Source organism: Mycolicibacterium neoaurum (assembly GCF_036946495.1).
GTDB classification, from domain to species: domain Bacteria; phylum Actinomycetota; class Actinomycetes; order Mycobacteriales; family Mycobacteriaceae; genus Mycobacterium; species Mycobacterium neoaurum_B.
In genome coordinates this window covers 620,179-637,921 of record NZ_JAQIIX010000002.1, presented here as the reverse complement: position 1 = coordinate 637,921, position 17,743 = coordinate 620,179, and the positions used below count along the sequence as shown (strand labels likewise).

The 17,743-nt window shown below is 67.2% G+C and carries 18 protein-coding genes; 9 read left to right on the top strand and 9 right to left on the bottom strand.

Going from position 1 to position 17,743, the window contains the following annotated elements:
- Positions 1-14: 14 nt before the first annotated feature.
- The 6 genes from PGN27_RS08455 to PGN27_RS08430 all read left to right on the top strand — a co-directional run bounded on the left by PGN27_RS08455 (position 15) and on the right by PGN27_RS08430 (position 6,340).
- Positions 15-1,211, top strand: coding sequence for a DUF885 domain-containing protein (locus PGN27_RS08455; RefSeq protein WP_335325732.1), 1,197 nt, complete (start codon positions 15-17; stop codon positions 1,209-1,211).
- Positions 1,212-1,244: 33 nt separating this feature from the next.
- Positions 1,245-2,702, top strand: a complete 1,458-nt coding sequence (locus tag PGN27_RS08450; protein WP_335325731.1) for a glycine hydroxymethyltransferase — start codon at positions 1,245-1,247, stop codon at positions 2,700-2,702.
- A 66-nt stretch (positions 2,703-2,768) separates the two neighbouring features.
- Positions 2,769-3,599: an acyl-ACP desaturase gene (locus PGN27_RS08445; protein ID WP_335325730.1), complete on the top strand. Its 831-nt coding sequence runs from the start codon at positions 2,769-2,771 to the stop codon at positions 3,597-3,599.
- A 202-nt stretch (positions 3,600-3,801) separates the two neighbouring features.
- Positions 3,802-5,115 carry an RNA 5'-3' helicase PhoH2 gene (locus PGN27_RS08440; RefSeq protein WP_335325729.1) on the top strand — a complete coding sequence of 438 codons (1,314 nt, stop codon included), beginning with the start codon at positions 3,802-3,804 and terminating at the stop codon, positions 5,113-5,115.
- Positions 5,112-5,822, top strand: a complete 711-nt coding sequence (locus PGN27_RS08435) for a polysaccharide deacetylase family protein (protein ID WP_335325728.1) — start codon at positions 5,112-5,114, stop codon at positions 5,820-5,822. The genes PGN27_RS08440 and PGN27_RS08435 overlap by 4 nt, the downstream gene beginning before the upstream one ends.
- Positions 5,823-5,857: 35 nt before the next feature.
- The gene (locus PGN27_RS08430) at positions 5,858-6,340 is read left to right on the top strand and encodes a PRC-barrel domain-containing protein (RefSeq protein ID WP_335325727.1); all 483 of its coding nucleotides are present in this window, start codon (positions 5,858-5,860) and stop codon (positions 6,338-6,340) included.
- A gap of 64 nt (positions 6,341-6,404) precedes the next feature.
- Here the strand turns inward: PGN27_RS08430 and PGN27_RS08425 are convergent, their stop codons facing one another.
- Together PGN27_RS08425 and glpX are read right to left on the bottom strand one after the other, a co-directional pair.
- A complete protein-coding gene (locus PGN27_RS08425; protein ID WP_036461796.1) occupies positions 6,405-7,820 on the bottom strand; it encodes a class II fumarate hydratase in 1,416 nt (471 codons plus the stop codon).
- Positions 7,821-7,851: 31 nt separating this feature from the next.
- Entirely contained in the window at positions 7,852-8,880 is a 1,029-nt protein-coding gene (glpX, locus tag PGN27_RS08420) for a class II fructose-bisphosphatase (RefSeq protein ID WP_036461797.1), read from the bottom strand.
- A 56-nt stretch (positions 8,881-8,936) separates the two neighbouring features.
- Here glpX and PGN27_RS08415 point away from each other — a divergent pair, with 56 nt between their 5' ends.
- The gene (locus tag PGN27_RS08415) at positions 8,937-9,596 is read left to right on the top strand and encodes a DUF4245 domain-containing protein (protein ID WP_335325726.1); all 660 of its coding nucleotides are present in this window, start codon (positions 8,937-8,939) and stop codon (positions 9,594-9,596) included.
- 33 nt (positions 9,597-9,629) lie between these two features.
- Here PGN27_RS08415 and PGN27_RS08410 read toward each other — a convergent pair whose 3' ends face one another.
- From PGN27_RS08410 to PGN27_RS08400, 3 genes are read right to left on the bottom strand one after another with little or no spacing between them, the layout of a single operon-like run.
- A complete protein-coding gene (locus tag PGN27_RS08410) occupies positions 9,630-10,826 on the bottom strand; it encodes an AI-2E family transporter (protein WP_335325725.1) in 1,197 nt (398 codons plus the stop codon).
- 21 nt (positions 10,827-10,847) lie between these two features.
- On the bottom strand, positions 10,848-11,606 hold the full coding sequence (locus tag PGN27_RS08405; protein WP_335325724.1) for an SDR family NAD(P)-dependent oxidoreductase: 759 nt from the start codon (positions 11,604-11,606) through the stop codon (positions 10,848-10,850).
- Positions 11,603-12,673 (bottom strand): NAD-dependent epimerase/dehydratase family protein, encoded by a 1,071-nt coding sequence (locus PGN27_RS08400; protein ID WP_335325723.1) that lies wholly within the window; start codon positions 12,671-12,673, stop codon positions 11,603-11,605. The genes PGN27_RS08405 and PGN27_RS08400 overlap by 4 nt, the downstream gene beginning before the upstream one ends.
- 197 nt (positions 12,674-12,870) lie before the next feature.
- On the opposite strand from PGN27_RS08400, the gene PGN27_RS08395 reads away from it, so the two are divergent.
- Positions 12,871-13,332: a DUF5994 family protein gene (locus tag PGN27_RS08395; protein WP_335325722.1), complete on the top strand. Its 462-nt coding sequence runs from the start codon at positions 12,871-12,873 to the stop codon at positions 13,330-13,332.
- Positions 13,333-13,484: 152 nt separating this feature from the next.
- Here PGN27_RS08395 and PGN27_RS08390 read toward each other — a convergent pair whose 3' ends face one another.
- The 4 genes from PGN27_RS08390 to PGN27_RS08375 form a co-directional block, all read right to left on the bottom strand.
- Positions 13,485-14,585, bottom strand: coding sequence for a 3-beta-hydroxysteroid dehydrogenase (locus tag PGN27_RS08390; RefSeq protein WP_335325721.1), 1,101 nt, complete (start codon positions 14,583-14,585; stop codon positions 13,485-13,487).
- Positions 14,586-14,658: 73 nt separating this feature from the next.
- A complete protein-coding gene (locus PGN27_RS08385) occupies positions 14,659-14,871 on the bottom strand; it encodes an exodeoxyribonuclease VII small subunit (RefSeq protein ID WP_335325720.1) in 213 nt (70 codons plus the stop codon).
- The gene (xseA, locus tag PGN27_RS08380) at positions 14,858-16,096 is read right to left on the bottom strand and encodes an exodeoxyribonuclease VII large subunit (RefSeq protein ID WP_335325719.1); all 1,239 of its coding nucleotides are present in this window, start codon (positions 16,094-16,096) and stop codon (positions 14,858-14,860) included. The genes PGN27_RS08385 and xseA overlap by 14 nt, the downstream gene beginning before the upstream one ends.
- Positions 16,093-16,677 carry a lipid droplet-associated protein gene (locus tag PGN27_RS08375; RefSeq protein ID WP_335325718.1) on the bottom strand — a complete coding sequence of 195 codons (585 nt, stop codon included), beginning with the start codon at positions 16,675-16,677 and terminating at the stop codon, positions 16,093-16,095. The genes xseA and PGN27_RS08375 overlap by 4 nt, the downstream gene beginning before the upstream one ends.
- 52 nt (positions 16,678-16,729) lie before the next feature.
- On the opposite strand from PGN27_RS08375, the gene PGN27_RS08370 reads away from it, so the two are divergent.
- Positions 16,730-17,731: a 4-hydroxy-3-methylbut-2-enyl diphosphate reductase gene (locus PGN27_RS08370; RefSeq protein ID WP_030136270.1), complete on the top strand. Its 1,002-nt coding sequence runs from the start codon at positions 16,730-16,732 to the stop codon at positions 17,729-17,731.
- The last annotated feature ends 12 nt before the right edge of the window (positions 17,732-17,743 follow it).

Here is a 17,743-nt window from a genome sequence, read left to right as displayed (position 1 = left end):
CTACCGTTGACGCCATGAACGCCAGCACCCTCATCGATGAATATCTGTTGCTCGGGCTGCGCTTCGACCGGGTCGAGGAGGGTTACGTCGACTCGTTCACCGGCGACCCCGCATTGCGCCGCAAGGTCGCCGACGAGCCGGCACCCGATCCCGCCGACCTGGCCAGGACTGCCGCGCGGCTGCTTGCCGAGGTGCCCGCGGCCGAGGGACTCGATGCACAGCGGCGCGCCTATCTGTCGGCCCACCTGAAGGCACTGGCCTGCGCGGGCCGCAAGTTCGCCGGTGAGGATGTCGGGTTCGTCGAGGAGGTCCGCGAGTACTTCGACGTCGACATCGTCAAGGGCGACCAAGACCGCTACCGCGACGCGCACCGCCGTCTCGACGAGGCACTCGGCGGCAGCGGACCACTGGCGCAGCGACTGCAGTCCTACCGACAGGCCGAGGAGATCCCGCCGAACCGGCTGGAGGAGTGCATCCACGCGTTCTCCTCGGCGCTGCGCGACACGGTGCGCGCCACCTTTCCGCTGCCCGACACCGAGACCGTCACCTACGAGGTCGTCACCGACAAACCGTGGTCCGGGTTCAACTACTACCTCGGCGACTACACCTCGACGGTGGCGGTCAACGCCGACCTCAAACAGCAGATGTCCAATCTGCCGCGACTGGTGGCCCACGAGTCCTACCCCGGGCATCACACCGAGCACTGCCGCAAGGAAGCCGGGCTGGTGGCCGGGCAGAACCAGCAGGAACAGACCATCTTCCTGGTCAACACCCCGCAGTGCCTGATGGCCGAGGGGTTGGCCGACCTGGCGCTCTATGCCGTGCAGGGACCGCACTGGGGCGCCTGGGCGACCGAGATCTACGCCGATCTGGGGTTGCGGTTCGACGGCGAGCGGTCGGCGGCGGTGTCCGAGGCGGCCGCGGCGCTGGCCGATGTCCGTCAGGACGCCGCGCTGATGCTGCACGACGAGCACCGCGACGTCGACGATGTGGTCGCCTACCTGAGCCAGTGGTTGTTGGTGTCCGACGAGCGGGCCCGGCAGATGCTGCGGTTCCTGTCGTCGCCGCTGTGGCGGGCCTACACCAGCACCTATGTGGAGGGTTACCGGCTGTTGCGCGCCTGGCTGGACGACCGGCCCGCCGAGGTGTCGTTGACCGAGCGCTTCACCACACTGCTCGACGAGCCGCTGATCCCGTCCAGCCTGCGGTAACTGTGGCCTGCGGCGGGGCGATAGGCTTGCCCCATGACTGCTGACTCGTCGATCGCCGCCCCCGGCACTGATTACGCCGCCAACGCCAGCGAGGCGTACCGCGCCGCGTTGAAGGTCATCGAATCGGTCGAACCGCGGATCGCCGAGGCCACCCGTCAGGAACTCGCCGACCAGCGTGATTCGCTCAAGCTGATCGCCAGCGAGAACTACGCCTCACCCGCGGTGTTGCTGACCATGGGGACCTGGTTCTCCGACAAGTACGCCGAGGGCACCATCGGTCACCGGTTCTACGCGGCGTGCCAGAACGTCGACACCGTCGAGGCGCTGGCCGCCGAGCACGCCCGCGAGCTGTTCGGCGCCCCGTACGCCTACGCCCAGCCGCACTCCGGGATCGATGCCAACCTGGTCGCGTTCTGGGCCATCCTGGCCACCCGCGTCGAGGCGCCGGGCCTGGCCGAACTGGGCGCCAAGCACGTCAACGACCTGTCCGAGGCGGACTGGGAGACGCTGCGGGCCAAGCTGGGCAACCAGCGGTTGCTCGGCATGTCGCTGGACACCGGCGGCCACCTGACCCACGGATTCCGGCCGAACATCTCCGGCAAGATGTTCCACCAGCGCAGCTACGGCACCGACGCGCAGACCGGCCTGATCGACTACGACGCCGTCCGCGCCGCAGCCAAGGAGTTCAAGCCGCTGATCCTGGTGGCCGGCTACTCGGCCTACCCGCGCCGGGTGAACTTCGCCAAGATGCGCGAGATCGCCGACGAGGTCGGTGCCACCCTGATGGTCGACATGGCGCATTTCGCCGGTCTGGTCGCAGGCAAGGTCTTCACCGGTGACGAGGATCCGGTGCCGCATGCCCACGTCACGACCACGACGACGCACAAGTCGCTGCGCGGTCCGCGCGGCGGTCTGGTGTTGGCCACCGAGGAGTACGCACCGGCCGTCGACAAGGGCTGCCCGATGGTGCTCGGCGGACCGCTCTCGCATGTGATGGCCGCCAAGGCCGTTGCGCTGGCCGAGGCCCGCCAGCCCGCGTTCCGTGATTACGCGCAGGCCGTCGCCGACAATGCCCAGTCACTGGCCGAGGGATTCACCTCCCGCGGCGCCCGGCTGGTCACCGGTGGTACCGACAACCACCTGGTCCTGCTCGATGTCACCTCGTTCGGGCTGACCGGCAGGCAGGCCGAGTCGGCGCTGCTGGATGCCGGTGTGGTCACCAACCGCAACGCCATCCCCGCCGACCCGAACGGGGCCTGGTACACCAGCGGCATCCGGTTCGGCACCCCGGCGTTGACCACCCGTGGTTTCGGGGCGGCCGAGTTCGACAAGGTCGCCGAGCTGGTGGTCGAGGTGCTGTCCAACACCCAACCCGAGGGCACCTCCAAGGCGAAGTACGCCACCGCCGACGGTGTCGCCGCCCGTGTGCACGCCGCCTCGTCGGAGATGCTGGCGGCGAACCCGCTGTACCCGGGTCTGACGCTGTCGTAGTCACGGTCGCGTGACACGCGGCACGGAATTTCGGGGAACGTGTGTCGACGGGTTACAGTTACTTTCATGGCTGAGAAACCCGTTGCGAATGCGCTGACCCTCGAACTCGAGCCGGTCGTGGCGGAGAACCTGTCGCGGCACCTCGCGACCGAGGAGCCCTGGTATGGGCACGATTACGTGCCGTTCGACCAGGGTGAGAACTTTGCCTTCCTCGGTGGCAAGGATTGGGACCCGTCGGATGTGACGCTGCCCAAGCCGGTCACCGACGCCTGCGAGATCCTGCTGATCACCAAGGACAACCTGGCCGGCTATCACCGCGAGCTCGTCGAGCACTTCATCCTCGAGGACAAGTGGGGACGCTGGTTGGGCCGCTGGACCGCCGAGGAGCACCTGCACGCCGTCGCGCTGCGCAACTATCTGGTGGTCACCCGTGAGGTGGACCCCACCGCCAACGAGGACGTCCGCGTCGAGCACGTCATGAAGGGCTACCGCGCCGACCGTCTCACCCAGATCGAGACGCTGGCGTTCATGGCGTTCTTCGAGCGCTCGCATGCGGTGTTCACCCGCAACGTCGAGGCCCAGACCCCCGAGCCGGTCCTGCGCGGGCTGCTCGGCCGGATCGCCGCCGACGAGGAACGCCACACCGTGTTCTTCGCCAACCTGGTCGGGTACCTGCTGGACGGGGACAAGCGGGCCGAGACCATCGCCGCCATCGCCTCACAGGCCGCGGCCCTCGACGTCGTCGGCGGGGATATCGACGCCTACGGTGACAAGCGGGCGGTGGTCGCTGAAGCGGGCATCTTCGACGAGGCCGCCAAACAAGCGGTGGTTGCCGAGCTGATCGGCTCGTGGGGGCTGTCCGAGGTGCCGGAGTTACGAGAGTTCACCGGCGCGTAACCTGTTGTGCCGGTTGGCTCGGCGCGCCTGGCAGGCGGACGCCACGCCGCGGGAGTAGCGTCGAGGTCGATGGCTAGCGAATTGCTTTGCTGTCCGGGCGGTACCGAATCTCTTCACGAGAACAGGACCGGCCCCGGTCCTGGTACCGCGCGCGCCCGCCGAAACGCCTTCGCGGGGCTCGCGGAGGTTCTAGGAGCGCCTCGTGACCGATTCGCCGATCCGGACCTACGTGCTCGACACCTCCGTGCTGTTGTCCGATCCCTGGGCAATTACACGGTTCGCCGAACATGAGGTGGTCGTCCCTCTCGTGGTTATCAGCGAGTTGGAGGCCAAACGGCACCATCACGAACTCGGCTGGTTCGCCCGCCAGTCACTACGATTGCTCGACGATCTCCGGCTGGATCACGGCCGCCTGGACCAGCCCATACCCATCGGCACAGAGGGCGGGACGCTCCAGGTCGAGCTGAACCACAGTGACCCGAATGTGCTGCCCTCGGGCTTCCGCAACGACAGCAACGATGCACGCATCCTGACGGTGGCCGCCAACCTGGCCGCCGAGGGCAAGTTGGTGACGCTGGTCAGCAAGGACATCCCGTTGCGGGTGAAGGCCGGTGCGGTCGGCCTGACGGCCGATGAATACCACGCCCAGGACGTCGTGACCTCGGGGTGGACCGGGATGGGTGAACTCGACGTCTCGGCCGAGGAGATCGACACGCTGTTCGCCGAGGGCGACCTGGATCTGGCCGCGGCGCGGGATCTGCCGTGTCACACCGGTATTCGCCTGCTCGCCGGGAGCTCGTCGGCGCTCGGGCGGGTCAACGCCGACAAGCGCGTGCAGCTGGTGCGAGGTGATCGCGAAGTGTTCGGCCTCCGGGGAAGGTCCGCCGAACAGCGCGTCGCACTCGATCTGCTGCTCGACGAGTCCGTCGGCATCGTCTCCCTCGGCGGTAAGGCCGGCACCGGAAAGTCCGCGCTGGCGCTGTGCGCCGGCCTGGAGGCCGTGCTGGAACGTCGCACGCAGCGCAAGGTCGTCGTCTTCCGGCCCCTGTACGCGGTCGGTGGACAGGACCTGGGATACCTGCCGGGCAGCGAGAGCGAGAAGATGGGGCCGTGGGCCCAAGCCGTCTTCGACACCTTGGAGGGGCTGGCCAGCCTGGCCGTGCTGGAGGAGGTGCTCTCCCGCGGAATGCTGGAGGTGTTGCCGCTCACCCATATTCGCGGCCGGTCGCTGCATGACTCGTTCGTCATCGTCGACGAGGCGCAATCGTTGGAACGCAACGTGCTGCTGACCGTGCTGTCACGGTTGGGTTCGGGATCGCGGGTGGTGCTCACCCACGATGTCGCCCAGCGCGACAACCTGCGCGTCGGCCGTCACGACGGGGTCGCCGCCGTCATCGAGAAGCTCAAGGGTCACCCGTTGTTCGCGCACATCACGTTGACCCGCAGCGAGCGGTCGCCGATCGCGGCGCTGGTCACCGAGATGCTTGAGGAGATCAGCCCCAACGCACTGCCATGAGAGTGATTTGTGGAGTCGCAGCCGTGTTGCTGGCGGCTGCGACTCCGCAAGTCGCCGAGGCGCAGACCGTCGACTGCGCGGTGGTCAGATGTGTCGCGCTCACCTTCGATGACGGCCCGGCCGCTCCGACCGACAGACTGCTCGACGTGCTGACCGCCAATGGTGCCGCAGCGACCTTTTTCCTGATCGGGGACAAGGTGGCCGCCGACCCGGCCGCCGCCGCGCGGATCACCGCGGCCGGGATGGAGATCGGCAATCACACCTGGAGCCATCCCGATCTGACGACCATCCCGACCGATCAAATCGCCGGCCAGCTCGGCCGGGCCACCGACGCGATCGTCGCGGCGACGGGGCAGCGGCCCACGCTCATGCGACCGGGGTTCGGCAAGGTCGACGACCGGGTTCTCGCCGCGGCCGGCGCGCAGGGCCTGGCCGTCGTGAACTGGGATGTCGTGCCGTATGACTGGATTCACGACCGGGACATCGCGGCCAGCCGCGAACTGCTGATGCGCCAGGTGCAGCCCGGGTCGGTGGTGCTGCTGCACGACATCTTCGACTCGACGGTCGATCTGGTCGAGCAGTTCCTGCCGGTGCTGCGGGCGAACGGCTATCACGTGGTGACCGTCGGTGAACTTCTCGGACCGCGCGCACCCGGCTCCCTGTACGGCGGTGTCGACAACGGGCCGGCGGTCAACGCGCTGCGCTGACGTTTACCGACTTCGGCGATCGGATATCCGAAGGCATGGCGACTTTGGTGGAGCAGTATGTCGGGGCGACCGTATACGACGTCGCGGGGGAGAAGATCGGCAAGATCGACAAGCTTTTCGTCGACGACAAGACCAGGGAACCGAAATGGGCACTGGTGCGCACCGGGTTCCTCGGCATGTCCCACGCGGTGGTGCCGCTGAAGGCTTCCCGCCGAGGTGAAGGCGCCGTCACCGTCACGGTGACCAAGGACGCGGTCAAGGATGCACCGACGGTCCAGACCGACGAGGGCATCACCGTCGATGAGGCCGACCAGCTCAGCAGACACTACCGGCTCGATGAGGAACACCCACAAGCCCCGGAACCGCCGCCACCGAGCAACCACTCCTCGGTGCTCGACATCGCCTCTGCCGCAGCGGGTATCGGCGGCACGGCGGTCAACACCGCGGCCTACGCAGACACCAACGCCGACACCACCGCCGACGAGCAGGTCGAGACCGTGGACACCCCGAAGCGCTGACCAGACGCGTGTGCCCCCGGAAGCCGCGGCTTCCGGGGGCACACGTGCGTGCTCGCGGGGTCGGTTATTCGCCCGGGGCGACCTTGGCCATGGCCAGCACATCGAGGCGCTTGTCCAGTTCGGCCTCGGAGAGCTTGTCGCCGATCAGGCCGCGGTCGATCACGGTCTGGCGGATGGTCTTCTTCTCCTTCAGCGCTTCCTTGGCGACCTTGGCGGCTTCCTCGTAGCCGATGGCGGAGTTCAACGGCGTCACGATCGACGGCGAGGACTCGGCCAGCTGCAGCAGGTGCGCGTCATTGGCCACCAGGCCGTCGATGCACTTCTCGGCGAACAACTTCGACACGTTGGCCAGCAGGGTGAACGACTCCAGCACGTTGCGGGCCATCATCGGGATGTAGACGTTGAGCTCGAACGCACCCGACAGACCACCAACGGTGACCGCGGCGTCGTTGCCGATCACCTGCGCGGCGACCTGCGTAACGGCCTCGGGCAGAACGGGATTGACCTTGCCCGGCATGATCGAGCTACCCGGTTGCAGATCGGGCAACTGCAGCTCGCCGAGACCGGTGAGCGGACCCGACCCCATCCAGCGGATGTCGTTGGCGATCTTGGTCAGCGATGCGGCGATCGTCTTGAGCGCACCGGACGCCTCGACGAGACCGTCGCGGGCGGCCTGTGCCTCGAAATGGTCGACGCACGGACGCAATTCGGCGATACCGGTCTCGTTGACCAGGACCTCGACCACCTTGTCGCCGAAACCGTCGGGCGCGTTGAGCCCGGTGCCGACGGCGGTGCCGCCGATGGCCAGCTCACCCAGGCGGGGCAGCGTCGCCTTGACCCGTTCGATGCCGGCCTCGACCTGACGGGCATAGCCGCCGAACTCCTGGCCGAGGGTCACCGGGACCGCATCCATCAGGTGGGTACGACCCGACTTGACGGTGGTCCGCCACTGCTTGGCCTTCGCCGCGAGCGAGGCGTGCAGCAGCTCGAGCGCCGGAATGAGATGGCGCACAGCGGCTTCGGTCGCGGCGATATGCGTCGCGGTGGGGAAGGTGTCATTCGAGCTCTGCGACATGTTGACGTCGTCATTGGGATGCACCGTCACGCCGTTGGCGGCCGCGATCGAGGCGATGACCTCATTGGCGTTCATGTTGGAGCTGGTGCCCGACCCGGTCTGGAACACGTCGATCGGGAACTGGTCGTCGTGGCGGCCGTCGGCGATCTCGGCGGCCGCGGCGATGATGGCGTCGGCCTTGTCGGCGGCCAGCAGGCCCAGATCCTTGTTCACCTGCGCGCAGGCGCCCTTGAGCAGACCCAGCGCGCGGATCTGGGTGCGCTCCAGCGGCCGGAAAGAGATCGGGAAGTTCTCCACGGCCCGCTGGGTCTGGGCGCGCCACAGGGCGTTCTTGGGCACCCTGACCTCGCCCATGGTGTCGTGCTCGATGCGGTATTCGGTGTTGTCGACAGCGCTGTCGGGCATTGTGCTCCCTGTTTCGTTGAGGTGTGATCGATTACGGAAGTGGATACGCGGCCGAGCTGTCGCCGGTGAAGTTGACCGCGGAGTACTCGTTGAGCTTGGACAGGCGGTGGTAGGCGTCGATCATCCGGACGGTGCCGGACTTTGACCGCATCACGATCGACTGGGTGGTGCAGCCGCCGCCGAAGTAGCGCACACCCTTGAGCAGGTCACCGTCGGTCACCCCGGTGGCGCAGAAGAAGACGTTCTCGCCGGCCACCAGATCCTTGGTGGTCAGCACCCGGTCCAGGTCGTGGCCGCGGTCGAGGGCGCGCTGGCGCTCTTCGTCATCGGTGGGAGCCAACGTCGCCTGGATCTCCCCGCCCATGCAGCGGATGGCGGCGGCGGCGATGATGCCCTCGGGGGTGCCGCCGATGCCGACCAACAGGTCGGTGCCGGAATCGGGCCGGCAGGCCGCGATGGCGCCGGCGACGTCACCGTCGGAGATCAACCGGATGCGGGCACCTGCCGAGCGCACCTCCTCGATCAGCTTGGCGTGCCGGGGGCGGTCCAGGATGCAGACCGCGACATCGGAGACCGAGGCCTTGCGGACCTTGGCGATGCGCTGGATGTTGGCCGCGATCGGGGAGGTGATGTCGATGAAGTCGGCGACGTCCGGGCCGCCGGCGATCTTGTTCATGTAGAACACCGCCGACGGGTCGAACATGGCACCCCGCTCGGCGACCGCGAGCACCGAGATGGCGTTGGGCATGCCCTTGCTCATCAGGGTGGTGCCGTCGACCGGATCGACGGCGAAATCGCAGTCCGGGCCGTCGCCGTTGCCGACCTCTTCACCGTTGTAGAGCATCGGGGCGTTGTCCTTCTCGCCCTCGCCGATGACCACGACGCCCTTCATCGAGACCGAATTGACCAGCTCGCGCATGGCGTCGACGGCGGCACCGTCCCCGCCTTCCTTGTCACCGCGGCCGACCCAGCGGCCGGCGGCCATGGCACCGGCCTCGGTGACACGGACTAGTTCGAGGGCGAGGTTGCGGTCCGGCGCTTCCCGGCGCGTAGGCGTCATAGCTGCAGATTGTCCCATTAGCGGGGTCGACTGAGGGAACTGGGATACTGGCTGTCATGAGCACCCCGGAACCTGGCCAGGACGGCGGCCGCGATGAGACCGTGGTCGTGCCCGTCGCGCGACCGGCCAAGGACCGGCTGTTACACGACGGCCGGGATATGTTCTGGTCGATGGCGCCGCTCGTGGTGGCCTGTGTGGTGCTCGCCGGGCTGCTCGGCATGTGCTCGTTCCAGCCCAGCGGTCCAGGTCAGGGGGCCGTCCCCAGCTTCGATGTGCCGACCGCGCTGAAGTCCGATGCCCAGACGCTGAAGTTGGCGGTGCGGCTGCCGGTGCTTCCGGAGGGCTGGCAGGCCAACTCCGGCGGGCGCGGCGGCATCGATGGCGGACGCACGGATCCGGCGACCGGCCAGTCGGTGCGCGCGGTGACATCGCGGGTGGGCTATCTGGCGCCCGACGGGATGTACGTAAGTCTGACCCAGAGCAACGCCGACGAGGCCCGGCTGGTCGGCTCGATCGACGTCGAGGCCGTCCCGACCGGTGCCCAGGATGTCGACGGGGTGACCTGGGTGGTCTACGAGCCCGGTGAGGGCGAGCCGATCTGGACCACCCGGTTGCCGGGTCCGGCCCAGATCGCCATCACCGGCGCGGGTTCGCCCGAGGACTTCCGCACGCTGGCCAAGGCCGTGCAGACCCAGCAGCCGCTACCGACGCGCTGATCCGCGCGCCGACGGTGCGTACAGATCGAGTTCTCAGCCGTTTTCGCGATCTGAAGGCACCGTCGGCGGTGGTGTCGGGGTCATTCGGCGGGCTCGCGCCTTGGCGATGAGTTGCCGTAATCGGCCGGGTTCGTCGGGTTCGTCATCGTCTTCAGACCCCAGGTCCATCGGTACGCCCTGGTAGACCCACAGGTAGACGCTGATGGTGGTGACGATGACGATCATCACCACCGGCCCGATCACGATGCCGAGGAACCCGAACATCGTGATACCGGCGAAGACGGACAGCAGCATCAGCGCCGGATCCAGCTTGGCCTCCTTCGGCACCAGGATCGGGCGCAGCACATTGTCGATATTGGTCACCACGATGATGTGGAACGCGATGACGAAGATGCCGCCGATCACGTTGCCGAACAGGACGAGCCCGATACCGAACGGGATCGTCACGATGCCGCTGCCCAGCGGGATCACCGACAGCGCCGACAGCAGGATGGCGAAGATGAAGAAGCCATCGTGGAAGCCGGCGATGTAGATCGAGATGGCGCCCGCGACGCCCTGCACCACCGCGATGACGAACTGCCCGCGGACCGTGCCGCGGACCATGGCGGCCATCTTGGCCAGGTACAGATCGGTGGCCTCCTCGCCGAGGGGGTTGAGGCGGCGGATGAGCATGCGCAGCTCGTCGCCGTTGACCAGGAGCGAGATGAACACGTAGAGGAAGATGATCGCCGCGGTCAGGCCGCCGAACAGGCCGCCGAGGGCGCCCTGCAGGAAATCCAGACCCCATTCGCCTGCTCGTTGGGCGAAGGTCACCACCCAGTGCTGCACCTGATCGGTGGTGATCTCGGTGCTCTTCATGAACGGCACCTTGTCGAGCAGCGTGTTGACCGCTTTGAGGGTCTTGTCGCCGAGTCCACTGAGGTCGGTGCGGCCCACCCAATCGGCCACGCTGCGGATCATGTTGCTTATCTGCATCACGCCGAAGGCCACCGCGCCGCAGATCGGGATGATCACGACGGCCAGTGCGGTCAACAACGTCAGGGTTGCCGACATGCCGGAACTGAACCGGCCGGTCAGGCGGTCATAGAGCGGGTTGAACAGATAGGCCACCACCGCGGCGACGACGATCAGGATGAAGAAGCCGCGCAGGAAGTACGCGCCGAACACCAGGGCGATGACGGTGGCGACAGCCAGCGCCCGCTTCTGGCTGAGAGTGAACTCAGTTTTCACGGCTCTATTTGACCGGTTATTTCACTGCTGCGCGAGCTTCGCGATGTGACCGAGCAGATCCGGGTAGCGCTTCATGTGCGCACCGCCGTTGAGGTCGAGCACCTCACCGGTCAGCCACGGGGACTTGGTGAGGAAGACGACCGCCTGCGCGATGTCCGCAGGCGTACCCGCCCGCCCCATCGGCGTGTTCTCCACGTACTCCTCGACGACACCGGGAATCAGTGCGGCCCCCTCGGTCAGCGGGGTGTGCACGAATCCGGGCGCGATCGCGTTGACCCGGACTCCGCGCGGTGCGAACTCCAGCGCGGCGACCTGGGTGAGCATCGACAACCCGGCCTTGGCCGCGCAGTAGGCGCTCATCCCGGCGGCGGGCTGGCGACCGTTGAGTGAGGACATCGAAATCAGCGAGCCGCCTTCGGTGAGGTGCTTGCCCGCGTACTTGGCGACGATGAACGCGCCGTTGAGGCAGACGTCGATGACATCGCGGAAGTCCTGCACCGCCAGGTCGACGATGAGGCCGATGGTGGAGAACCCGGCGCAGCTGACGACCACCTGCACGGGGCCGACGCTGTCGAAAAGCGTTGCCACCGAGGTCTCGTCGACGACGTCGACCTCTGCGGCCAGGTGTGGGTCGCCGAGTTCTGCGGCCCGGGCCGCGGCGCCCTCGCCGTTACGGTCGGCGATGGCGACGCGGTAGCCCTCGGCCGCCAGCGCCTGCGCGGACGCCCAGCCGATACCGGAGGCGCCGCCGACGACGACCGCTGTTCTGTTTGGGCTCATGCGTGTGCTCCGTCCGGTCGGGGATCGCCCCACTTCTCGGTGATGGCCGCCCACGGGTCGGCGTATCTGCGTCCGCTGCCGTGATTGGGGCTCACCCTGGTCAAGATCTGTTTGGCCAGCGGTGCCACCAGCCGCAGCAGCGGCCGTTTGATGCCGGCGTTGTCGGCCGTCTCGATCAGCATGTCCGGCCACGAATGTTGTTGGAATCGGAGCACTTCTTGGGCCCGGGTGGTGTCCATCCAGTCGGTGTTGAACCAGGCGTCATCGTTGCCGGGGTCGCCCTTGAGCCCGGTCGGCAGCCCGCCGACCAGACCCAGCGCGGCGGCCATCGCCGGTGCGATGTCACCCTGGACGAGCCGGTGGGTGGCGTCATCCCCTCCGACCAGCAGGGTCTCACCGACGGCATCGGCGGTGGTGGCGGCGGCGAAGGCTCGTGCCACGTCGCGCACGTCGACGGTCTGGATCCGGCCGTCGATGGGCAGCATTGCCTCGAAGGCGAAGTTGTCGAGCTTCATGTAGGACCCCGGGTCGGCCGTCAGCACCCCGCCCAGACGCAAGATCACCCAGTCCAGGTTCGAGGTGCGGACGATCTTCTCGGCCTTGACCTTATGGTCGCCGTAGATATCGGCCGGGTTGACCGGCGTGTCCGCGGTGAGCACCCCGTCGACGGTGTGCGGGTTGCGTGAGCCGTACACCGCGATGCTGGAGGCGAGTACGAATCGCGCTGGCTGAGAGAGCTTTTCGGCTGATCTCACCAGACTGGCGGTAGCCTCGACATTCACCTTCTCGGCAAGCCCGCGCCGCTGGTAGATGAAGGGCGGGATGACGGCCGCCAGGTGGATGATCGCCGTCGGCTCGGTCTGCGTCACCAACGCCCCGACGGCTGCCGGGTCGGTCAGGTCGGCCCAGCGCACCGTCACCCCGGCGGGAAGCGATTCGGCGGCTTTGCGATTGGGCGCGTTGTCCAGGTCGGTGGCCACGACGCGGCGTCCGTCGGCGGCCAGCCGGCGCACGGTAGCGGAACCGACCAACCCGAAGGCCCCGGTCACCAGCACGGTATCGGTCATCGCAACCCCATCAGCCGCTGGACAGAACGCCTGTCACAGTAGCGAACAAGACCGCAGTTGGTTAGGCAGTCTTTGGAACTGTCCCCGGCCCGGCGATGCATCAGATCATTGCGGCTCGCGCGGGCTAGGCTGATCGAAGTCGTGGGTTTCTCGCGTGCCCGATTCATCGGTTGCCGTCTGCGATTGCTCTGATAGTGATGGGAGCATCGCCGATGGTCGATGCCGAATGTCAACCTGATACCCGACTCGCGATCTGCGGGCGCACCGACGTGCAGGGCACCGTCGACGGTGCGTGGTGGCCGCCTGACTACGACTTGCGGACAGGTCTGCCGGACCTGGTGTCGGTGATGGGTCGCTGGTTGGGCCCCGTGCGTCGAGTTCTCTACGACGCCAGTGTGTTTCCTTCGGCGCCCGCGCGCGTCATCCGTGGTGGCGCGGCGATCTCGGTGGATCGATATGCCATGGTCGCACCGGACACGCTGTACTTGGTCGGCTCCCACTCCCGCACGGCGCTGCTGTGGGTGATGCCGCCGCAGACGCCGGCGGCCGATGCGCGCACGCTGCTCGCCACCGTTGCCGAGGCGGCGACACCCATGACCGTCCGGCGGTTACGCGCGATCGTCGGCGGCGATCCCCTGAACTGCGAAGAGATGGGCTGAGTTTGGCTTTGCGGTGCGCCGTCGCGTATCCTGGAAGACACGCTTCCCCGGTTCTGTAGATTCCGCGCGGGAAGCCAGAGGCCGGGGCGCTACAGCGCCACCGGCCTTGTCCATATCTCGGGCCTCTTCTGGTGTGATGCCACCGGGCCGGATCAGCTCTTCGGTGCCGCGGCAACGGCCGGCCGGGCGCCCTGGGCCACCATCGTGTCGAACAGCTCGGTGTAGTAGGGCAGGCATTCGGCCATCGCCTGTTCGGTGGTGAACAACGGCTCGTACCCGAGGTCGCGCCGTGCTTTGGCGATCGAGAAGTAGTTGTTGAGGTAAAGCCGTTCCACGGCAAGGGGTTCCACCAGCGGCTCGCGAATGCCGTACTTGAAGTGCAACCACTGCCAGCCCATCATCGCCTTGTGTACCAGCCGTCCGGAGACGCGGATGTTGGGCAGCTTGCGACCGCACGCGACCACAACCGGTCGAGCGAACTCGAACATGTTGAGCGGTTCACCGTCGTTGATGAAATACGCCTGGCCGGGTGCGGTGCCGCCCGGCACCAGATGTTCGGCAGCCAGGATGAAGCCGTGAATGAGGTTGTGCACGTACGAGTTGTCGAGCTTGATGTTCTTGCTGCCGACGAGCACCTTGACGTGACCGGCCAGCACGTTCTCGAACACCTTGCGGAACATGGTCTGATCGCCGCGACCCCAGATGCCGCTGGGCCGGATCGAGCAGGTCAACATGCCCTGCTCGCCGTTCTGGCTCAGCACGAACTTCTCGGCGACCACCTTGGTCTCGGTGTACAGATCGTTGAATCGCGTTGTATAGGGCAGGTTTTCATCACCGTTGACGATGTCCTGGCCACCCATCACGACGCTGTTGGAGGCTGTGTAGACGAATCGCTTCACCCCGGCCCGCTGACCGGCGTGTACCAGGTTCTTGGTGCCCTCGACGTTGACCGAGAAGCTGCGCTGCCGGTACTGCTCGGTGACGGTGGCCCCGCCCATCAGGTCGATGATGGCCGCGGTGTGGAAGATCGTGTCGATGCCCGCGACGGCGGCCGCGACGTCCTCGGCGTTGGTGATATCACCGACGACCGTCGTCAACTTGGGGTGCGCAGGCAGCGGCGACGGCGCCCGATCGAAGGAGCGCACCTCGTGTCCGCGTTCGAGCAGCGTCGTCACCAGGTTGGCGCCGACGAAGCCGGAACCGCCCGTCACCAGCACTCGGCCCAGGTCAGTACGCAAAGTTGGGTCACCCATGTGGCGAGGATAACTGAAACGTGTTCCAGTTTTGAAGTCCTGGCCGATAAGTCCGACTAATTCGGCTGCGTCGTCACTCTTGGTCGGGGGTGCCCGCGGCCAGCGTGTCGGTGACTTTCTGGCGGGCCCCGGCCAGGTGTTCCTCGCAGCGTTTGGCCAGTTCCTCACCTCTTTCCCAAAGCTTGAGGGATGCATCGAGGTCCAGCCCGCCGTGCTCGAGCTGGCGCACCACCTCGATCAGCTCGTCGCGCGCCTCTTCGTACCCCAACTTACTAATGGGCTTCATCTGCTCCCTCGCTGACTGCGGTGAGGGCGCCGTCGGCAACCCGCACCCGAAGTTGTGTACCGGCCGGTGCGTCCGCCGCCGACCGCAGCACCTGTCCGCCGGCACCCTCGTCGAGCAACTGCACCACCGCGTATCCGCGGGCCAGCGTCGCCGCCGGTCCGAGCGTGCTCAGCCGCGCGGACAGATGCTCGAGTCGATCGGCCTGCACCGCGATCATCCGGTTGATGTCTCGGCGTGCCGTGGCTCGGGCCCGCTCGATCTCCTCGGCACGGGCGTCGAGTGCTCGCAACGGGTGCGCCAGCACCGGACGTGATCGCAACCCCTCGATGATGTGCGCCTCACGCCGCACCCAATTGCGCAGCGCTTGGGCACTGCGGCGGCGCATCTCGGTCACCCCGGCCTGCTCGGCGGCGGCGTCGGGCACCACGCGTTTGGCGGCATCGGTCGGGGTGGCGGCCCGCAGATCGGCGACCAGATCGCAGACCGGATTGTCGGGCTCGTGGCCCACCGCGCTGATCACCGGCGTGGTTGCCGCAGCGATCGCGCGGCACAGTGTCTCGTCGGAGAACGGCAGCAGATCCTCCACGCTGCCGCCGCCGCGGGCCAGGATGATCACGTCGACGTGGGGATCGGCGTCCAGCTCCGATAATGCGGCCACCACCTGCGGCACACAGTTGGGCCCCTGCACGGCGGTGTTGCGGACCTCGAAGCGCACCGCGGGCCACCGTGCCGACGCGATGGCCATCACATCGTGTTCGGCGGCCGACGCCCGGCCGGTGATCAGCCCGATGGTGTTGGGCAGGAACGGGATCGGGCGTTTCAGCCGCGGGTCGAACAGCCCCTCGGCGTCCAATAGCCGGCGCAGCCGCTCGATACGGGCCAGCAGCTCACCGATGCCGACGGCGCGGATATCGGTCACCCGCAGCGAGAACGTCCCGCGGCCGGTGTAGAACTGCGGTTTTCCGAAGACGATGACTTGAACACCCTCGGCCAGCTTCACCGGAGCGTTGGCCACCAGGTCCCGTGGGCAGGTGATGGACAGCGACATGTCCGCGGCCGGGTCGCGCAGCACCAGCCACGCGGTGTTCGAACCCGGGCGCATGGTCAGCTGCGCGATCTGACCCTCGACCCACACGGTGCCCAATCGGTCGATCCATTTGGCGACCCGCGTCGCGACGGCGCGGACCGGCCACGGGTTCTCCGGGGACTGGCCGGGTTCGCTCACTTCGCCGACGCGCGGGTGATCCTGTTGGCGATCAGCGTCTGGAACGGAGCGCGGGCCTTGTTGGCCTCCTCGAAGGCCAGCAGTGCCTCCAGATCGGTCAGCTTCAGCGACGTCAGCCGGGCGCGCAGCTGTGCCAGCGTCAGCGTCTCATAGCCGATCTTGTCCACGATCGCCGGGACCTCGCCGGTGCTCGTCGGTGCGGTTGCCGCCCCCGGTGCCTCGGCACGAGCCTCGCCCTCGCTGAACAGCGCGAAGCGACCCTCGGTGAGACGTGTCACCGACGCGAGGTCTTCAGAGTCGTCGGCATCGGCGGTGTCGGAGAAGCGGTCGCCCGGTTCGTCCTCGTCGAATGTCGCCCATTCCGGCTGTTCGTCCTTGGGTGGGAACAGTTCCTCGAGTGCCTCGTCACCGCGATTGACCAGGTCGGCGACGTCCTGCTGCACCTTCATCACCAGATGCGCCAGCTGGCTGGCCACCGTCATCGGATAGGTGAGGATGGTCTGGGGGAGTTTGCGGGTCTCGTCCAGGGCGGTCACCGCCGCACCCACCAGCAATCGAACTCCGTATGGTGCTGTTGCCATGGGGTCAGCCTACGGCTGGCCCGTGACGGGTGCGGGTAAGTACCCTGGATGCATGCCACCAACCGTCAACATGGGAATTCCCGGTGCCACCAGTTCGGTGGCCGCGCGGGTTGACGGCAAGCGCGTGCTGCTGGCCGAGCCACGCGGCTACTGTGCGGGCGTCGACCGGGCCGTCGAGACCGTCGAGCGTGCGTTGGAGAAGCACGGCGCCCCGATCTACGTGCGGCACGAGATCGTGCACAACCGCTACGTGGTGGACACGCTGGCCAAGGCCGGTGCGGTGTTCGTTGAGCAGACCGACGAGGTGCCCGAGGGCGCCATCGTGGTGTTCTCCGCCCACGGCGTGGCGCCGACCGTGCACGAGGAGGCCGCCGCCCGCAACCTGCAGACCATCGACGCGACGTGCCCGCTGGTCACCAAGGTGCACAACGAGGCCAAACGTTTCGCCCGCGACGACTACGACATCCTGCTCGTCGGCCACGAGGGCCACGAGGAGGTCGTCGGCACCGCCGGTGAGGCCCCCGATCATGTCCAGGTCGTCGACAATCCCGACGCCGTGGACAAGGTGACGGTGCGCGATCCCAACAAGGTGATCTGGCTGTCGCAGACCACGTTGAGCGTCGACGAGACGATGGAGACGGTGCGCCGGCTGCGTGAGAAGTTCCCGACGCTGCAGGATCCGCCGAGCGACGACATCTGCTACGCCACCCAGAACCGCCAGGTCGCGGTCAAGGCGATGGCGCCCGAATGCGATCTCGTCATCGTCGTCGGCTCGAAGAACTCGTCGAATTCGGTGCGGTTGGTCGAGGTGGCGCTGTTGGCCGGTGCCAAGGCCGCCCATCTGGTCGATTACGCCGACGATGTCGATCCCGCCTGGTTCTCCGGGGTCACGACGGTCGGTGTCACCTCCGGTGCGTCGGTGCCCGAGATCCTGGTGCGCGGCGTGCTGGACCGACTCGCCGAATACGGTTATGCCACTGTGCAGCCCGTGACCACGGCAAACGAGACGTTGGTGTTCGCCCTGCCGCGGGAGATCCGTCCGCCGCGCGGCTGACCCGGGTACGTT